We start from the raw sequence: 20,406 nt of genomic DNA, 5'->3' as shown, positions 1-20,406 counted from the left end.
GCGAGAGAGAAACGATGGACAACGAAGTGATGAGCGTGCGTGGTTACCTGGCCGAGCAGGGCAAGCGTGCGCTTGCGCTGTTGCTGTGCTGCACGATCACCTGGACCTCGTTTCCGGCGTGGGCGCAGGTTGCGCCAACTGCCAATCCTGGCGGGCAAACACCCGGCCAGCAGGTGGCCGCCAATGGCGTGCCGGTGGTGGACATTGTTGCGCCCAATGCGCGCGGCATTTCGCACAACCGCTACAGCAACTTCAATGTCGGCCCGAATGGGTTGATCCTCAACAACAGCGCGCAGATCTCCAAGACCGAGCTGGGCGGGTACGTTGCCGGCAACAACAACCTGCAGCGTAGCGGTGCCGCGTCGCTGATCCTCAACGAAGTCACTTCGGCCAGCAGCCGCTTGCAGGGCTATACCGAAATCGCCGGCGCGAAAGCGCAGCTGGTCATCGCCAATCCCAACGGCATTTCCTGCGATGGCTGCGGGTTTCTCAATACCTCGCGCGTCACCCTGACCACAGGCACGCCGAACCTGGGTAGCGATGGTGCGTTGAACGGTTTCAGCGTCACCGGTGGTGCGCTGAGCATCGGCCGCAACGGTCTGGACGCGTTCAACGTGGATCGATTGGATCTGCTGTCGCGTCAGCTCAGCGTAGATGGCTCGATCTGGACCAAGGAGCTGGTAGCCGCCGCTGGGGCCGGACGGGTGAATTACGACGGCATGCTGCTGGACGTGCTGCCAGGTGCCGACGGCGCCGCCCCCGCAATCGGGATCGACGTGGCGCAATTGGGTGGCATGTATGCCGAACGTATTCGCCTGATCGCCACCGAAGCCGGCGTCGGCGTGGTGAGCCGTGGCACATTGGCCGCGCAAAGTGGCGACCTGCAGATCGACAGCGCCGGACAGGTGAGCCTGAGCGGCACCACCGTCGCACGCGATGCTGTGAATGTGCGTGCCACCGGCGCGCTGGATCAGCGTGGTGTGCTTGGCTCGCAACAAGGCGACGTACGCCTGCGTGCTGCAAGCATGATGCTTGCGGGCGACCTGGTCGCTGCCGGTGCACTGGATGCGCAAGCCGGTGGTGTGGTGAACCATGTTGGCCGCAGTAGCGCGGGGTCGATCCGTTTGTTCGGTTCGCAGTTGAATGCCGATGGCAGCCTGCACACCACCGGTGCGCTGGACCTGGGCGCCGATGGCCTGTTGCGCAGCAGTGGCGTGGCGTATGGCGGCGCTGGCGCGAATTTGCGCGCAGCGCAGATTGCGTTGTCCGGTACCTTGCAAAGTGGTGCAGCGATTGCGTTGAACGCCAATGCCATCGACGCACTAGGCACGCTGGATGCGACAACTGCGCTGCAGATCAACGGCAATGGCAACGTGCGTGTGGCTGGATTGGCGCAAGCCGGGCAGGGGGCTGATGTGCGGGCGGGTGGGCGCCTGGAGCTGCAGGGGCAGCTGATCGCAGCCGACGTGCTGGCGTTGAACGCAGCTTCGATCGACATCGCACAGCGCGCTGCGGTGTCTGCAGGCAACGATCTGGACCTGCGTAGTGCCGGTGCAGTCAACAACGCGGGCAGTGCGTATGCCGGCCGCGATCTGCGGCTACAGGCTGCCAGTGTCACCACGGCGGGCAGCCTCTCTGCGGCACGCGATGCGCAGCTGGCGGTTGCCGGCGAATTGGTCAATAGCGGCATCGTTGTCGCAGGCAATGCACTGAGCGCGGACGCCGCGCAGCTGGACAGCCGCGGCGATATCGGCAGCCAGCGTGGCGACGCCACGTTACGCAGTCGCGGCAATCTGCGCCTGAGCGGCAATACCGTTGCAGGTGGCGCATTGGCAGTGGATGCCGCGAGCGGTGCCCAGGTGTCGGGCGCTGTGAATGCGGCCAGCGTCAGCCTTCATAGCGGCGGCGACGCCAGCCTTTCCGGCACGCTGCAGAGCACGCGTGGCGCGCTGACGGTTGCCGCAACAGGTGAGCTTGCAAGCGATGCCGTCGTACGTTCGGCAGGCGCGCTCGATCTGCAGGCCGGTGGCGCACTGCGCCAGCACGGGCAATTGCACAGCGATGGCGCGTTGCAACTGCGTGGCGGCAGTGTCGCCCATGACGGCGTCGTTGATGCTGGCGGCGATCTGCGCATTGCCAGCGCTGGTGGGCTGGCATTGGACGGCATCATGCAGAGCGCAGGCAGTACCACCTTGCAAGCAGCCGTTGCGCTGGATAACAGTGCAAAAGTGATCGCTGCTGGTCCATTGCAGATCGATGCGGCTAGCCTGCGCAACGCGCAGGGCGCGGCGTTCTCGTCTGATGCCGATGCGCAGCTGCGCATCGGTGGCACTGTTGAAAATGCTGGCAGCTTGTACGCCGCCAACGCACTGCAGATCACTGCCGATTCCCTGACTCAGAACGGAAGCGTCAGCTCCGGCAATACGCTTTTGGCAACGGTTGCCGGCACGTTCGACAATGCCGGCAATGTGGTGGCGCGCAATGGGCTACAGATCGATGCCGGCGACCTGCGCAGCAGCGGCCAGCTCGGCAGCGAAGCCGCAGGCGTCCTCTTGGGCAGCCAGGGCGATATCGCCTTGCAAGGCGTGGTGGCTGCCGCAACCAGCTTGCAGGCCACCGCCGCGGGCGATCTGCAGCAAGCTGGCTCGCTGAAGGGGCAATCGGTCGCGTTGCGAGCGGGACGCGACCTCACTGCGAGCGGCACGTTGCACTCTGCCTCGACTCTGGACCTACAGGCACAACGTGCATTGACCTTCGCTGCGCAAGGTCAGGCTGGCGGCGACATCAGCATGCGCGCTGCCACGCTGACGACAAGCCAGGATGCGGTCGTGCAGGGCGCCGGTGCGATCGCGCTGGACGGCACTACGATCGACAGCCGCGGCAAGCTCGATGCAGGCAGCGATCTGCGCGTGCGCAGCCTGGGCGACCTGACGCTGGCGGGCGTTGCACAGGGCAGCCGCGACGTCGAGCTGACGGCCAACGGCGCACTGACCAATGCAGCGCAGGTCTTTGCAGGGCGCACTTTGACTGCCCAGGGGCAGAGTCTTGAAAACACCGCTGCAGGCGTGTTGGCAGGCGATGGGGATGTGGCACTCACCACCGTAGCGCAGTTGAGCAATGCCGGCCGCATGCAGGCAGCCGGCGACCTGCAGATGACTGCGGCAAGCCTCGATCAGAGTGGCAGTGCATCTGCCGGCAAGACCTTGCGTGGCACAGTCGCCGGCACGCTGGATAACCGTGGCAACCTGATCGCCAAGGACGCGCTGCAGATCGATGCGGGCATGTTGCGTAGCAGTGGCCAATTGGGCAGCGAGCTGGCCAATGTCGCGTTGACCAGCCAGAACACAATGCAGCTGGACGGTGTGGTTGCGGCTGCGACAGCATTGCAGGCGTCGGCCGGTGGCGATCTGCAGCAAGCCGGTTCGCTCAAGGCGCAATCGGTCGCGTTGCAGTCCGGGCAAGATCTCATTTCCAATGGCAGCCTGCAGTCCGCATCTACGCTGGAGCTGCAGGCACAACGCACGCTTGCATTGAATGGTCAGGCATCCAGTGCTGCCGATGCCACGCTCAATGGCGCAACCATCACGACCGGAACTGCGGCGGTGCTGCAGAGCGGTGCGGCCATCACATTGGCAGGCAACACCATCGATAGCCGTGGCGCGCTCGATGCAGCCAATGATTTGACGCTACATAGCGCGAACGATCTGACGCTGGGCGGCGTGGCGCAGGCCGGTCGCGACATCGCGCTGACTGCAACAGGCGCCTTGAACAACGGCGCGCAAGTGATCGCCGCGCGCGATCTCAGCGTGCAGGCCGCCAGTGCCACGAATGCGCCCGATGCAACCCTGGGTGCCAAGCGTGATCTTCGCGTGGATGTTGCAGGCGTGCTGGACAACCGCGGCAGCCTGCATGGAGAGCGCGGTCTTTCCCTCAACAGCGGTTCGCTGCTGCAGCGCGGTCGTGTTTATAGCGGCGATGCGCTTTCAATCGCTTCTACCGGTGCATTCGAAAACGCAGGCCAGTTGGTCTCCGGCAAGGATCTGAGCATCACCGCTGGCAACATCACCAGCAACGGCCAGCTGGGCTCGGTGACTGGTGCGTTGACGCTGACCAGCCAGAACGCAATCGCGTTGCAAGGCGTCGTGTCTGCCGCAACCACGTTGCAGGCCACAGCAGGTGGCGATCTCTCACAAGCCGGCTCGCTCAATGCGCAGACCGTCGCGCTACAAGCTGGCCGTGACCTCGTTGCCGCTGGCACCCTGCAATCGGCTTCCACGATGGATTTGCAAGCGCAGCGCATGCTGAGCTTGAACGGGCAGGCGCAGGCCGGGACAGATGCCACCCTGCAGGGCAACAGCATCGCAACCGGTCGCGATGCTGTGCTGAAAGGTGGTGGTGCCATCACCTTGGATGGTGCAGCGATCGACAGCCGTGGCACGCTGGATGCCGGGACGGATCTTGCACTACGCAGCACGGGCGATCTTGCCCTGGCGGGTGTTGTGCAAGCTAATCGCGACGTCTTGTTGAGCGCCAGCGGTGCACTCGGTAACGCCGGCCAGGTCTTCGCGGGCCGTGACCTCTCGCTACAGGCAGGTTCGATCAACAACGCTGCAGCTGGCGCACTTGCGGCAGCGGGGGGCGTTACGCTGGCGACAGGTGCACTGCAGAACGCCGGCAGCCTGCAGAGCGGCGGCGATTTGCGTATCACCGCAGCCAGCATGGATCAGAGTGGTACTGCCGTCGCCGGCAAGGCGTTGACTGCCACAGTCACTGGCACGCTGGATAACCGCGGCAGTCTCATCGCCAAGGATGCAATGCTGGTGGAAGCCGGCACGTTGCGTAGCAGCGGCCAGCTTGGCAGCGAAGCGTCGAGCGTGACGTTGACCAGCCAGGGCGATATGACCTTGCAGGGCGTGGTCGCAGCAGCCACCACGCTGCAAGCCACCGCAGGCGGCGATCTGCAACAGGCCGGTTCGCTCAAGGCGCAGTCCATCGCGCTACAGGCCGGACGCGATCTCACTGCAGCAGGCACGCTGCAATCGGCATCGCAGCTTGATCTGCAGGCGCAGCGCGCACTCAACTTCAATGGGCAGGCGGTGTCCGCGGCGAATGCAAACCTGCGTGGCGTGCAGATCGCGACCGGGCAAGCGGCAGTGCTGCAAAGCGGCGCCGCAATCAGCCTGGCAGGTGCAGCGATCGACAGCCGTGGCGCACTCGATGCGGCCACCGACGTCACGCTGCGCAGCACCGGCGAGCTGGCGGTTGCCGGCGTGGTGCAGGCAGACCGCAACGTGGTGCTGAGCGCAACCAGTGCGTTGAACAATGCGGCGCAGGTCGTGGCTGGCGATGGCCTGACGGTCACCGCCGCCACTGCGAGCAACAGCGCCACGGGCGTGCTGCTTGCGCAAGGCGACGCCACGCTGTCCATCGCTGGCCTGCTCGACAACGCCGGCGCGGTGCGTGCTGGCAACCAACTCTCGCTGGGTGTCGGTGCGCTGCGCCAGACCGGTCAGGCCTATGGCCTACAGCGGCTTGGCGTCACTGCCAGCGGTGCAGTGGATAACCGCGGCGATCTGATCGGCGGCAACGGTTTGCGCGTGGAAGCAGGACAGCTGAGCAGCAGTGGTCAGTTGGGCAGCGAGCGGGGTGATGTGGCATTGATCAGTCGCGGCAACCTGCAGCTCGATGGCCGCTTGGCCTCGGCAGGGGTGCTCACGGCGCAGGCCGATGGCGCGCTGACGCAGAGCGGCAATCTGAGCGCAGTCAGCACGCTCGAACTGCATTCCAAAGGCGACCTGACGGTTGCCGGCCAGGTCGCGGGTCAACAACTCACGCTCGTCAGCGACGCGGTCGTACGCCAGCAGGGCAATGTCAGCGGCACAACCGTCGGTATGCAAGGCGCACGGATCGAAAACGCCGGGCAAACCACGGCAACGGGAAATTTAGGCCTGCGTGCGGGCGAGATCGGCATCACCGGTACGGTGGGTGCCGGCATCAACGCAGACGGCAGCCTGGGCGGCGGAAGCACGCTCAGTCTGCTTGCCGATCGTCAGCTCACTGCCTCCGGCACACTGCTGGCAGGCGGTAATCTCACTGCGCAGGGCAGTCAGCTGCAGTTGGCTGGCAGCACCACGCGTGCCACCGGCAATGTGGCGCTGACGACTGGCGGTAACCTCGATCATCGTGGCGGCAACCTGCTCGCGGGCGGCACGCTCACCGTGCAGGCCGTCGGCGCTATCGACAATGGTCGCCTCAACAACGTCGGCGGGCAACTGCAGGCCAACCAGTTGAGCATCGACAGCGGAAGCCTGAGCAATGTCGGCGGCGGTTTGGTGCAAAGCGGCGCTGGGACGACCCGTGTCGTGATCGGGGGTGCCATCGACAACACCGCAGGCACGCTCGCCAGCAACGGTCAGGATCTGACCATCACCGCTGCCAGCATTGAAAATGCGCAGGGCCGTATCGAACATGCCGGCAACGGCATGCTGGCGGTGAACAGCCGCGCTGCATTTGGCAACAGCAGCGGACGCATTCTGACGCAGGGCCAGCTGACCCTGGGCGCCAGCGGTGCCTTGAATAATCAGAATGGTGCTATCGCTGCGGCAGGCGATGCAGGGGTGACCGCTGCCAGCCTCAATAATCTGGCCGGGTCGGTGTCGGCCCGGACATTGAACGTGCAGAGCGCCGGTGCAGTCGATAACCGTAGCGGCCTGCTGCAGGCCAGCGGTGGTGCACTGACCTTGCGTGCCGATAGCCTCAGCAATGCCGGCGGTACCGTGCAAGCGGTTGCCAATGCGGGCACCGGCGGCGGTTTGCGTGTGGAATTGAATCGCGGTTTGGACAATGGCAATGGCACCATCGGTGCCAGCACCGATGCCGTGATCACTGCGGAAAACATCAATAGCGCAGGCGGTAATCTGCAGGCCAGTCGCGACCTCAGCATCGCCGCGCGCGGCCAACTGGACAACCATCAAGGTGGCAAACTGAGCGCCGGCCGTGATCTGAACGTCGCGGTCACCGGCGCGTTGCTCAATAGCGGCGCCCAGCTTGATGCTGGCAACACCTTGACCGCATCCGCTGGACGAATCGACAACACCCAAGGCAGCATCGTCAACAATGGCGGTGGCCTGACCCGCATCACCACTGGCGGTGCATTGACCAACACCAGCGGCAATCTGGGTGGGCGCGGCAGTGTGGTGATCGATGCGGCCAGCATCGCCAACAGCAGCGGCCAGCTGGTGGCAGGTGGCGACCTGATCGCCAATACCAATGCGCTGAACAATCAGGGCGGCAGCGTCTATGCCGGCGCCAACTTTCTGTTGCAGCGCGCAGGTGCCACGCTCGACAACCAGAACGGCAAGATCAAGGCCGAGCAAGCGGTTCGCCTGAATCTGCAAAACCTCAGCAATGCCGGTGGCCAGATTGGCGCAGGCAGCGTGACCGGCGGCGCCGGCGATGTGGTCATCGACACGGTCGGTTTCGACGGGGGCGGCAGCATTCTCGCGCAGAACCTACTGGATCTGACCTTGCGCAGCGACTACACGCACCGGGCCGGCGCCGACCTGGTCAGCAACGGCAATTTCAACCTGCGCGTGGGCGGCAACCTGGTCAACGAGTCCACACTCAAGGCCGCGCGCACCCTGGATATCACCGCCAGCAGCATTACCAATCGTGCCGGCGCCAACATCCTGTCCAACGACACCCGCCTCAACGGCGGCAACGTCATCGACAATGCCGGCAGCATTTCCGGCAATGGCGCGTTGTCGCTCGTTGCCAGCAGCGTTTACAACACGGGCAGCATCGTCGGCGGCAATGTCTCGGTAAATACCGGCACGCTGGTCAACGGTGCCGATTTCGGCGGCGCGACCGATAACGCTGCCTACGGCTCGGCATTGCTGGGCTCCACCGGCAACATGAATCTGATCGTGCGCGATCAGCTGCTCAATCGCGATGCACGCATCTTCAGCTTGGGCAATATCGCCATTGGTGGTGCGCAGGATGGTGGTGGGACGCTAGTGTCCCGGACTGGCGTGGTGAATAACATCTCGGGCAGTATCGAGGCAGATGGAAGCATCTCGATTGCGGCCAACCAGTTAAATAACCAACGCAGGGTTTTAACGACTACGAGTGGATCTGGAACAGGTGCCGCTCCTCCTGTTGAAATGATCAGTCGAGGGGCAATCAAAATGCCCGCAAAGGGCGAAGAACAGCAGCCTTATTATGGGCGTGCTCCAGGCGTTTATCGTTCCTATGTTGTTGAAGGTGGCGAACAGTTGGCTGCAAAAAGTGCAGAGAGCCGGATTGCTGCCGGGAGTAACGTAGCGATCTCAGGTAGTGTCAGAAATAGCACGTCGACGATTGCTGCTGGAGGCGCCTTACTCGTTAATCGACAAGGGGTCGGTGGACTTGCCGATGGCATGCTCAGCGGTCAGGAGAGGGTAGATAATCTCTCGCTCGCGCTCGGACAAACGCTGCGCTATACGGATACGCAGGTCGAAGTTCAGGGATTGCTGAGAAGCTGCGACACCAGTGGCGCTGTGTGGACAGATGTCTGTGAGTATCGTGTTACCGAGAGTGTTGTTGGCTCCGGGACAATTCAGGGAAACAGCGTTGCGTTGAATGCCAGCATGACTGGCAACCAAGGCGTCAGCATCAACGGTGCCAACATCAGCAACGGCGCTGTCGGTAGCGATGGTCGTGCCATTAGTGGTGCTTCGCTGAAGGGCATAGGCGCACAAGGCGGCTTGAACGGTCGCGCCGTGCAAAGCGCCGGTGGAGTGGGCGGCCAGGCAGTGATCGGCCGTGCGAACGGCGGCGCGTCGAGCATCAGGGTGGCCACCGGCACGACCGGCAGCGCAGGTACCCAGGTCGGCGCCAACACGCAGGACGCCATGCTTGCAACGTCGGGCGGCATCGTCAAGATGTCGGTCGCGCCGGTGATGTCCAACGACAGCGGCCTGGTGCGTAGTACCGTCGATCAGACGCATGTGCAGACCACCGCTGCTGGTACCGGTGTCACCGCAGCTGCGAGCGCAACCCGCACGCGTGTCGATCCGGCCACCATTCCAGTCACCAACATCGTTGGCGGCGGGCAGACGTCGCTGACGCAGATCGATCTGCCCATCGGCGGCCTGTATCGCCTATCCAATGGCACGGCCACCGACCGCACCGCGATGGGGCGCGCAGCAACCGGCCTGGGCGGCATCAATGCCTGGCGCAGCAATGGCCCGGGCCGTCGTTACCTGATCGAGACCGACCCGCGCTTCGTCAACTACGACAACTTCATCAGCAGCGACTTCCTGCTGGACAAGCTGGGCGTGGACCCGGAGTGGACCCAGACCCGCCTGGGCGATGGCTTCTATGAGCAGCGTCTGGTGCTGGACCAGATCATCCAGCTCACTGGCCGCCGCTATCTGAGCAACTACGCCGATGGCGTGGCGCAGTACCGCGCCTTGCTGGAGTCGGGCGTGGCCGCCGCAGGCCAGCTGCAACTGAGCATGGGCGTGGGCTTGACCGCCGCACAAGCGGCCGCACTCACGCAGGACATCGTGTGGATGGTCGAACAGGACTACCAGGGCCAGAAGGTGCTGGTGCCGGTGGTGTATCTGGCCTCCAACTCGCTGCAGTTGCGCGGCAATGGCGCCTTGATCGCCGGCGGCAACGTCGAGCTCAATGCCACCAACTCCATGAGCAACCAGGGCGTCATCGCCGGCGCCGATGTCAGCATCACCGCAGGCAACCTGCTCAACCAGGGCCGCATCAGCGGCACTGGCAGCGTAGCGCTGGAAGCGCGCAACGACCTGCTCAACCAGGGCCAGATCCAGGGCCGCGATGTCGCAGTGGTGGCAGGCAATAACCTGCTCAGCGAAGCTGCCAAGGCCATCAACGGCGTCGGCATCCTGTCGGGCATCAGCGCCAGCAACACCCTGCAATTGTTTGCCGGCAACGACATGACGTTGACCGGCACCCGCGTGCAGGCTGGTGGCAGCGCCGCATTGATCGCAGGCAACAACCTCAGCCTCACGCCCAGCGCCTTGCGCGACGACAACGGCCTGCTGCGCGGTGGCGATGCGGTGTCGGTGACCACCGGCAAGGATCTGGTGATGTCTGCAGGCAACGACCTGCAACTGCACGGCGTCACCATCAAGGCCGGCGGTAGTGCCGCACTGCAGGCAGGCAACAACCTCTCGCTGACCCCGACCACTGGTCTGGATGGCAAGGTTGCCACCCGCACCAATATCAGCACCGGCGACAGTCTGCAATTGACCGCCGGCAACGACCTGACCATCCGCCAGGCCGAGGTCAAGGCAGGGGGCGATCTCATCGCCGCAGCAGGCAACAACCTCAATGTCGAATCCGTCCTCAACGAGACCGAGACCAATAGCTACAAGAGCCGCAACGGCAAGACCCGCGTCACCACCACCACGACCACCCAGAGCATTGACCAGCAGGCGCTCAGTGCCGGCGGCAACCTGATCCTCAGCGCCGGCAACGCCGTCAATCTGGTCGCGGCCAAGCTGGACGCCGGCAAGGGCCTGGGCATCAGCGCCGGCAACGACATCAATGCCAGCACGCTGACCACGGTAGACACCAGCAACACGTTGGAAACGCGCAAGCGCTTCAAGCAAACCACCAGCACGAGCGACGAAACCGTCCACGGCACCGAGTTCAGTGCCGGCGGCACCCTGGCGATGCAGGCGGGCAACGACATCACCCTGACCGCCGCCACCGCTGCCACCAAGGACGGCGGCATCACCCTGGCTGCCGGCAACGACGTCAACCTGCTCGCCGCCAGCGAGCAGCACGATGCCGTGCAGGACATGACCAAGAAGAAGAAGGGCACGTTCTCCAGCAAGACCACGACCACGCATGATGAGTGGCACGACAACGTGGCGGTCACCACCACGCTCAGTGGCGACACGGTGCAGATCGCGGCGGGTAACGATCTGCTATCGCAAGGCGCGCAGGTCGCCAGCACCGGCGATGTGGTGCTGGCAGCAGGCAACAACCTGACGCTGGACACGGTGCAGAACACGCACAGCGAGGAACACGAAAAGACCGTCAAGAAGTCCGGTCTGTATGGCGGTGGTGGATTTAGCGTCGCCTTGGGCGTGACCAAGAAGACCGATGGATTGGATGTCACCGAGGTCACCAACACCGGCAGCCTGGTCGGCAGCACCGACGGCTCGGTGACGATGACTGCCGGCAACAAGGTGTCCATCACCGGCAGTGATGTGCTGAGCGCCACCAGCACCACCATCGTGGGTGAGGAAGTCACGATTGCGGCAGCGGAGAACACCGTCGATACGGTGCAGACCTCTAAGCAGCAGAGTGCAGGTATTACTTTGGGGTTGACCGGTAGCGCTGTAGACGCCGCGCAGGCGATCTACGGCGCAGTCAAGCGGGGGTCGGAGGCCGAAGACGATCGCCTGAAGGCGCTCTATGCCGCCAAGGCAGGCTATGCGGTCAGCGACACCGTGGGGCTGGTCGGCAATGGCCTGAAGGGCTACGACGGCCAAGCGGTTGCCGGAAACATGACAAAGACCGGCACCGCCGCTGCGGATGGCGCACAAGGAGCGGCCAATGCGGCGGGCGTGAGCTTGCGCCTAGGCATCGGCGCGAGCAGTTCGTCGAGCAAGACGACCACGCATGAGGAAACCACCGGTGGTAGCCGCATCCTCAGCAATGGCGATATCACCATCGCGGCAACTGGCGGCGATCTCAACGTCATTGGCAGCAAGATCGCCGGAGAAAGCGTGGCTTTGGCTGCAGCAAACAATCTCAACTTGCTCAGTAACAAAGAAACCAACACCACTAAGTCGGAGAACAAGAACGCAGGCGGTGAAATCGGCATCAGTGTCGGTGCAGTAACTGGCTACTACCTCACGGTGTCTGCAGGCAAGGGCAGCGCCAAGGGCAATAGCGATTTACGCACAGAAAGCGTGGTCACTGCCAACGACACGTTGACCTTGGTGAGCGGCAACGACACTACGATCCAGGGTGCACAAGCTGTTGGCAACAAAGTCCTTGCTAATGTCGGCGGCGATCTGCTGATCAAGAGCGAGCAGGACACCAATGAGTACAAGAGCAAGCAGCAGCAGGCCAGCCTGACCTTGGCGACCGGCTCGGGCAGCGGCGGCAGCTACAGCCAGCAGAAGGTCAACAGCAGTTACACCAGCGTGACCGAGCAGAGCGGCATCCAGGCCGGCAATGGTGGCTTCGACATCACTGTGGGCGGTAACACGAAGTTGGTTGGCGGTGCGATTGCCAGTGCTGCCGATGCCAGTCTCAATCGGCTGTCCACCGATAGCCTGACGGTCGAGGACCTGCAGAACAAGGCGGAGTACAAAACCAGCGGCGTAACAGTTGCCGGCGGCACGGGCAGCAGCATGGCCAGCGTGGCCATCGGTGCCGGATTGAGCATGCTGGGTAACGCCAGCGATAGCTCGATCAGCGCGACCAAGAGCGACATCGCCGCCGGCTCGATCCAGATCCGCAATGGAGATGCGTCAGCGCTCGCTGGTCTGGATCGCAGTGCAACCGAATTGCAGCAGTCCGGGCTGAAGGAGATCTTCGATCAGAAGAAGATCGACGACCAGAAAGAGCTGATGGGGCTGGCGGGAGCGATCGGGTTCCGAGCTGCGGGTGATATCGCCAGCAGCATGCAACAGCGAGCGCTCAGCGAATACGCGACCGCATACAACACCAACGATTCGCAAGGCATGGCCGAAGCCCAGGCCAAAATGGACAGCTGGGCCGATGGGGGGGACAAGACACTGCTCCACGGGCTCACCGGCGCGGCGGTAGCGGCGCTGGGCGGCGGCGATGTGGCGGGAGGCGCGCTTGCCGCTGCAGGTGCCGAGAAGGCGAAGCTGGCGATGGCCGACTACCTCAGGGGTAAGGGTGTCGCCAGTGATAGCGAAACCTATCGCGCCTTGATGGAACTCGGAAGCGCCGCCATCGGTGGAGCGCTGGGTGGCATTGCAGGAGCCAACACCGCTTTGGCCGGCGATCAGTTCAACCGGCAGCTGCATCCGGATGAAGTGAAGTGGATCAAGGACAATGCAGCGCTATTTGCTTATGAGCAGGGCATATCGGAAGAAAGCGCCAAGCAGATCCTGCTCGTCGAGGCAGCGTCGTACGTAGATTCGACGATTCAATCGGCTCTGAAGGATGTGCCGATGAATGAAGCAGCCGTCAAGTTCCTCGGGACGAACAACAACGAATACGACGGCGTAAAAGCCTTCGATGCCAGTGATCGAGACAACTTCCACCTCTACGGCAAAAAATTGGCAGGCACGCCGGAAAATTTCAAGGACGTCTTCGATGCGCTTGGTGCCGCAGGGCTGAAAAAGGACGAGTTGCAGTTGATGTACCAGCCGGAGCTGTTGACTTATTCCGGAAAGGGTATTGGCAGAGACAGTCGCCTAACCGTTGCTGTTCCAGCCACTGGGGCCGCGATTGGCGTCGCAGCGGTAGGCGGCGGGGCGTGCGCATTAAATCTTGTTGCCTGTGGCCGACTAGTAGTTGGTGCGCTCGACGCGATCGCAACCGAGGCAACTGGCGGTCATAGTCTGCTTGTATCTACTGCTTGGGGTAGTGCGGTTGTTGCAAATAAGTTTGATGACCTAGTGAAATCCGCCGGGTTGACCGCAGAGCAGATCGCGATTGCTTTTGGGCGGGGACCTTCGACGAAAGTCGTGCCCTCGGCGCTCAATCTTGGCGAGGTCGCTAAGATTGATGGCGTCAATGTAACGAGAGTTGGGCGCTGGATGTCATCTGTTGAGTTGGATGCGATGCAATCTACTAATCGCGTAGTTCAAGGAGGAGGAGGGCAGACATACATTTCTGTCAACGGCGCTGGCGACTTTAGGGCTACCGCACCTAGCGGTTCTCTTTACGTGGAGTTTGATGTTCCCGTTAACAGTCTTGTTCAAGGAGGGAAGCAGGGGTGGTTCAAGATGCTTGGACCAGATGCTAGTAAATCGCAAAAATTCATGCTTGGAAAACAAGGCGGTGAAGAGCTTCCGCAGGTTAGTAATGTTAAGGTTGTCGATAAAAAGGCGGATTAATCATGAGCATGGTTGGATTTAAAGAAGACTTGTTGGCCTCTCTAAAGGGTTGCGAATTTGAATTAAGCAATTTCAAGAATGGTGATTTCGGGGATCTCCAGCGAGTGGAAGTTCAAGGTTTTAACAAGCTGGGGACAGTGGAGTTTTGGTCCTTAGGATGGGTTGGGATTGATCTTGTTGATTGCGTTTCTGGAACCCAAGAGATGAGCTTGCTTCTGTCCCCAGATCAGCGAGATTTGGTTGGCGGTGAGTTAAGGAGATTTGCAGCTTTGATGACCGGGGCAAAAATTTGAATGGTCGGTCATGCGTCTGCCGCTACCCAATAGTGTTGTGCACGGCGATGTCTTCGTCTTGATCTGCGGACCAAGACTCGTTCGGTCAGCCTGATTCACTGGCAACGTGGCGCTTGCAAAGCTGTTAAATGAAGCTGACAAGCGAAACTGCTAAGTTAGTCAAGGCCAGCCACGTTCACGACCAGTTCGCCGTTGCGCACTCGCACATTCAGTTTGCTCCCGATGGTAAAACCCAGTTCTTCCAGCCAGCGACCGCGCAGACGCAGTGTAGGAATACGTTGATCGCTGGCGGGGTAGTAGCCATAACCGACTGTCAGTTGTTGCGGCGGGCGCGAGCGACGTACGGCGCGCCGTTGTTTTACTAGGTCGGCGGCGTTGGCGGCTTCAATCTCTTCGGGGACAAGCATCCGAGTATGTGGCGACTCTTTAATGCGCCAGACCGCTTCCAAGGGTGGTTGACGCTTTGCGCGCTTGCGCGTGGTGGTGCGAGATGGCGGTTGACGCATGGCAAAGCCCTCCGTTGCGAACAGGCGCCGTCGCCGATCAGCGACGGGATGTCGGGAGGTTAGAAACCGCACGTAGCCGGCGGGCGTATTTCCCCGAAGGGGTGTTGTATTAGCCGCCCTCCCGACGCAGGCATCGCGTCGGTTGCGCCTGCGAAGTGCAGGCACAAAAAACCCACCGGTTTGACGGAGGTGGGTACCGCTACGTGAAGAGTTTCTACGCTCCTTGGAGCAAGAGGTTGCTACCGGGAACGAGCCATGTCAATGGCTTCGTAACGTCGAGCTCAACGCCACCAACACCCTGAGCAACCAGGGCGTCATTGCCGGTGCCGATGTCAGCGTTACCGCCGGCAACCTGCTCAACCAGGGCCGCATCAGCGGCACTGGCGCTGTATCGCTGGAAGCGCGCAACGACCTGCTCAACCAGGGCCAGATCCAGGGCCGCGACGTCACACTGGTGGCCGGCAACAACCTGGTCAGCGAAGCATCCAAGGCCATCAACGGCGTCGGCATCCTGTCCGGCATCACCGCCAGCAACACCCTGCAACTATTTGCAGGCAACGACATGACGCTGAGCGGCACCCGCGTGCAGGCCGATGGCAGTGCGGCGTTGATCGCAGGCAACAACCTCAGCCTCACGCCCAGCGCCTTGCGCGACGACAACGGCCTGCTGCGCGGTGGCGATGCGGTGTCGGTGACCACCGGCAAGGATCTGGTGATGTCTGCAGGCAACGACCTGCAACTGCACGGCGTCACCATCAAGGCCGGCGGTAGTGCCGCACTGCAGGCAGGCAACAACCTCTCGCTGACCCCGACCACTGGTCTGGATGGCAAGGTTGCCACCCGCACCAATATCAGCACCGGCGACAGTCTGCAATTGACCGCCGGCAACGACCTGACCATCCGCCAGGCCGAGGTCAAGGCAGGGGGCGATCTCATCGCCGCAGCAGGCAACAACCTCAATGTCGAATCCGTCCTCAACGAGACCGAGACCAATAGCTACAAGAGCCGCAACGGCAAGACCCGCGTCACCACCACCACGACCACCCAGAGCATTGACCAGCAGGCGCTCAGTGCCGGCGGCAACCTGATCCTCAGCGCCGGCAACGCCGTCAATCTGGTCGCGGCCAAGCTGGACGCCGGCAAGGGTCTGGGCATCAGCGCCGGCAACGACATCAATGCCAGCACGCTGACGACGGTGGACACCAGCAACACGCTGGAAACGCGCAAGCGCTTCAAGCAAACCACCAGCACGAGCGACGAAACCGTCCACGGCACCGAGTTCAGTGCCGGCGGCACCCTGGCGATGCAGGCGGGCAACGACATCACCCTGACCGCCGGCAACGACGTCAACCTGCTCGCCGCCAGCGAGCAGCACGATGCCGTGCAGGACATGACCAAGAAGAAGAAGGGCACGTTCTCCAGCAAGACCACGACCACGCATGATGAGTGGCACGACAACGTGGCGGTCACCACCACGCTCAGTGGCGACACGGTGCAGATCGCGGCGGGTAATGATCTGCTGTCGCAAGGTGCGCAGATTGTCGGCACCGGCGACGTCACGCTTGCAGCAGGCAACAACCTGACCTTGGAAACTGCTCAGAACACGCATAGCGAAGAGCATGACAAAGTCACCACCAAGTCCGGTCTGTTCGGAAGTGGCGGTATTGGGGTGACGCTCGGTAAGCAAAAGGTCACCACTGGCGCCGACATCGACCAGATCACGCATACCGGAACGACGGTCGGCAGCCTTGGGGGTGACGTCACCCTGGTGGCCGGCAACAAGTTGGCGATTACGGGCAGCGATGTCATGGCGTTGCAGGGCGACCTGACCGCGACCGGCAAGGACATCGCGATCACGGAGGTCTACAACGACAGTGATGCGGAACAGCGCAGCAAGTTTAGCCAAGGCGGTTTGTCGCTGACCCTGAGCTCGGCTGCGATCAGCCTGGCGCAGGCGGCAAACGACAGCTACAAGGCCAGCAAGGAGGTCAAGGGCGACAGTCGCATGGAAGCACTTGCGCTCGGATCGGCGGCCTACAGTGCATATGGGGCAGGACAGGCGCTGGGCCAAGCCGGAAGCGCATTGAGCAGTGGCAGCGCCGCCGGCGCAGCTCAGGGGGCCAATCTGAGCATTGCCATCAGCAAGAGCGAGAGCAAGAGCACGCAGACGGCCAGTCTCGCACAAGGCTCCAAACTACAGGCAGGTGGTGACGTTAACCTGATTGCCACCGGCGGTGGCAACCAAAGTAATCTGTTGATTCGTGGGAGCGACATCAAGGCGGGCAATGATCTGCTGCTGGCAGCCGATCACGATTTACTCATCGAAGCAGCCAAGAACACCGCCGAGCAAAAAAGTACCAGTAAGAGCAGCAGCGCGTCGCTGGGTGTCGGCATCACTTACGGCCCGGATGGTGCCGCATTTGGCGTGATGATCAGTGCAGCTGGATCGCGCGGCAAGGCCAATGGCGAGGACGTGACCTACAGCAATAGTCATCTGGCTGCGGGCAACACGGCCACGGTCATCAGTGGCAATGACACCACACTCAAGGGCGCGCAGCTGTCGGCGGACAAGGTGATCGCCGATGTCGGTGGCAATCTGAGCATCGAGAGCCTGCAGGACACCAGCACGTACGACAGCAAGGACAAGAGTGTTGGCGCGAGTGTGACCTTTGGCGCAGGTTTTAGTGCAAGCGCGAGCTACAGCAGCAACAAGGTCAACGGTGACTTCGCCAGCGTGACCGAACAGAGCGGTATCCAGGCCGGCGACGGCGGCTTCAACATCCGTGTCGGCGGCAATACTGATCTGAAAGGCGCGGTGATCGCCAGCACCCAGGCGGCGGTGGATGCCGGCGTCAACCGCCTGCAGACCGGCACGCTGACCTATAGCGATATTGGAAACACCAGCAGTTACGACGCCAAAGGGTTCAGTCTATCGGGCGGATATAGCAAGGGAACAGGCGACAAGAAGCAGCAAGGAGAAACCGGTCAGGTCCAGCCGACAGTCAACAACGGCGCAAACTGGTCGTGGCAGAACTTCCAGACTGGAAGCACCGGTACAGCGGGTGGCATTGGGAGCAAGAGTGGCGATGCGACATCGACCACCACCAGCGGGATCAGTGGTGGCAGCTTGCTCATCACCGACGAGGCTGGGCAACTCGCCAAGTCTGGCAAGACCGCTGCAGATGCATTGGCGGGTCTTAAGCGCGATGTGATCAGCGGCGACGACGCAGGTGGCTTGACCAAGCAATGGGATGGTCAGGCACTGCGTGACCAAGTTGCCGCGCAAGCGCAGATCAGCGCCACCGCAGGGCAGCAGGCAACGAAGTTTGTTGGCGATTACGCACAGGGAAAAGTTGACAAGGCGGCCGAGCTCTATGCGGAAGCAGATGCAACCGGTGACGACAGCAAGCGGGCCGAAGCTGATCAGTTGATGAATGATTGGGGCAATGGCGGCACGTTGCGTGTGCTGTCACATGCGGTTGTGGGTGGTCTGACAGGTGGTACAGAAGGAGCGCTAGGCGCAGCGGCAGGCACCGTGGCGGCACCGTACCTGGCAGAAGCGTTGGAGAAAGCCGGAATCAATAAAGCGGTGGCTGCCACGTTGACAGGGTTGTCAGCGAGCGCGCTAGGCGCTGCGGCCGGTGGTGCTGCAGGCGGTGCCGCAGCCTTGAATGAGGTGTCCAACAATTACCTCGGCCACCAAGAGCGGATGGAATATGCCACGGCCCTGATCGCTTGTTCCAAGTCTGGCACCCAGTGTGAGCGTGCCGAGCAACTGAAGGCGCTGTCGGAAGAACGCAATCTCGCGTTGCGCGGTGCGTGTAGCGATCCAGCCAGCGGCGGATGCGCGGAGCAAAAACAGCTGGCCGCTGCAGCCGTGCAAGATCAGCTCGATCACGCTGGGGAATACACCGCTTGGCTTGCGGGTCACGTGCCTGAGTTGGTTGGCCTGTTCAACTCCGACAAGGACGGTTCACTGACCAAGGACTTCGTCACCCATGTGACGACTGCAGATCTTGGCCACAAGCTTGCGTGTGCGATGGCAGGTGATTGCAGCAACCAAGCGCTGGCTTCGGCAGCATGGAACGGTAGCATCCCGCTATCAGTTGCAACCGCTGATTCTGCGCTGCGCGCGGCGCTGGGTATGGGAGCAGGTACGGTCGGTGCTACCGGCCGGGTTTGGGAAATGGTTACCGGTGTGGCAGAGCTGGCCAAAGGTATGAGTCCTGCAGGCCAGGTCGGACAAACGATTGATCAACTAGCCTATCTGTGGGGGAATGGTTACGCAGCTACTGCCGAGAAGAACTTTAACGACGCAAAGGGCGCGTTAAATGCAATAAAAACTGGTATCAGCGGCTATGCAGAGGATCTTGCATTTGCGGCCTATACGAACACGCACGGCGCTTGGGATATCTATGACATAGCCAAGGCGGGTGCAATTGGTGGCAAGGTCAGCGTTGACGTTCTCTCGCTCGTTGTTCCAGAGCTCTATGCAGGGAAGGATGGTGTCGCTGCGAAGGCAGCCACAGGCTTGGGCGACGCGTTCAAGGCTGATGACATTGTTACCTACCTAAATTCGAGTAGGCCAGTCGATGTAGTCCCTGGTTCGCTGAATTTTATGGGGAAATCTGATCAATTTTTCTTGAATGCTTCTAAGCGGAGAGATGTTGATTCTGATGGTTTTTTTGACGTTATCGCTCACGGAAATAAGAATGAGGTCGAAGTCTTCATGCCAAATGGTCCACTAGCCGCCGATCAGAGGGTGCTGGCCAAGCTTATAAAAGGAGATCCAAGCTATAGCGGTCAACCTATTCGCTTGCTCTCTTGCGAAACTGGATCTTGTGATCTAGGCTTTGCGCAAAACCTGGCTAACAAAATGGGTGTTCCGGTTAAAGCGCCCACTGATCTTGTCTGGGCTTATGGCGATGGTAAAATTGTTGTTGCTCCTCGGCGCTCACTGGACAGAAATTCTCCGCTGTTTAATCAGCCTGATTTGTCGCGGCAAGGTGAGTTCAAGATATTTCAACCAAAGGTCAAATAATGAATGATATTTTGGGGAGGTGCGAGGTTTGTGGGGGGCATTTAGATATTTACATGGATGGCAGAACTCAGGGTCTTATTTGTGAAAATTGTGGATGGTCGCTTGTAACTACAGTTATTCCTGAGATAAATAGTGACAATAGCAAATACAGTATTAGGTGTAGTGGTGACTTTAGTAACTCTGAGCATGTGCGAATGGTTGCATCTGTAGTTGGTTCGAATTTCATTGAGGCCAGAAAATTTCTCAAGCAGGGTTCATTTGTTATTTTTACTGGAAAGGCTCCGGAGGTTTATGATGTTATAAAGAATTTGCAGGCAGCAGGGCTGGAGTTTCAAGTTGATCCTCAATTCAAGTGGATATGACTACAACGTCGACGTCCCCCCAATTTTGAGTAGCACCTCAGTTTGGAGTCCAATTCCCTATCCCGAGGAGATTGGACATGACGGCACGAATCCGTACGGTGTTAGCTGAGCGCGGACTCGCTTATGTGCGTA

4 protein-coding genes and 1 pseudogene are annotated in these 20,406 nt (G+C 61.3%); 4 read left to right on the top strand and 1 reads right to left on the bottom strand.

Annotation, left to right across the window (positions count from 1 at the left end):
* Nucleotides 1-14 precede the first annotated feature (14 nt).
* Together M0D43_RS01345 and M0D43_RS01340 are read left to right on the top strand one after the other, a co-directional pair.
* Nucleotides 15-14,072 carry a two-partner secretion domain-containing protein gene (locus M0D43_RS01345; RefSeq protein WP_260807750.1) on the top strand — a complete coding sequence of 4,686 codons (14,058 nt, stop codon included), beginning with the start codon at nt 15-17 and terminating at the stop codon, nt 14,070-14,072.
* A 2-nt stretch (nt 14,073-14,074) separates the two neighbouring features.
* Nucleotides 14,075-14,365, top strand: a complete 291-nt coding sequence (locus M0D43_RS01340; RefSeq protein WP_081280600.1) for a hypothetical protein — start codon at nt 14,075-14,077, stop codon at nt 14,363-14,365.
* 155 nt (nt 14,366-14,520) lie between these two features.
* Here M0D43_RS01340 and M0D43_RS01335 read toward each other — a convergent pair whose 3' ends face one another.
* Nucleotides 14,521-14,871 carry a SymE family type I addiction module toxin gene (locus M0D43_RS01335; RefSeq protein ID WP_252163233.1) on the bottom strand — a complete coding sequence of 117 codons (351 nt, stop codon included), beginning with the start codon at nt 14,869-14,871 and terminating at the stop codon, nt 14,521-14,523.
* Nucleotides 14,872-15,142: 271 nt separating this feature from the next.
* Here M0D43_RS01335 and M0D43_RS01330 point away from each other — a divergent pair.
* Nucleotides 15,143-18,778 (top strand): annotated as a pseudogene (locus tag M0D43_RS01330) (hemagglutinin repeat-containing protein); the annotation flags it as partial.
* Nucleotides 18,779-19,911: 1,133 nt separating this feature from the next.
* Nucleotides 19,912-20,274 carry a hypothetical protein gene (locus M0D43_RS01325; RefSeq protein WP_252163231.1) on the top strand — a complete coding sequence of 121 codons (363 nt, stop codon included), beginning with the start codon at nt 19,912-19,914 and terminating at the stop codon, nt 20,272-20,274.
* Nucleotides 20,275-20,406: the final 132 nt, after the last annotated feature.

Origin of the sequence: Xanthomonas prunicola, from assembly GCF_025266575.1 — a bacterium.
GTDB lineage: Bacteria > Pseudomonadota > Gammaproteobacteria > Xanthomonadales > Xanthomonadaceae > Xanthomonas > Xanthomonas prunicola.
The sequence above is the reverse complement of the archived record's forward strand: the minus strand, read 5'-3'. Positions and strand labels throughout refer to the sequence as shown.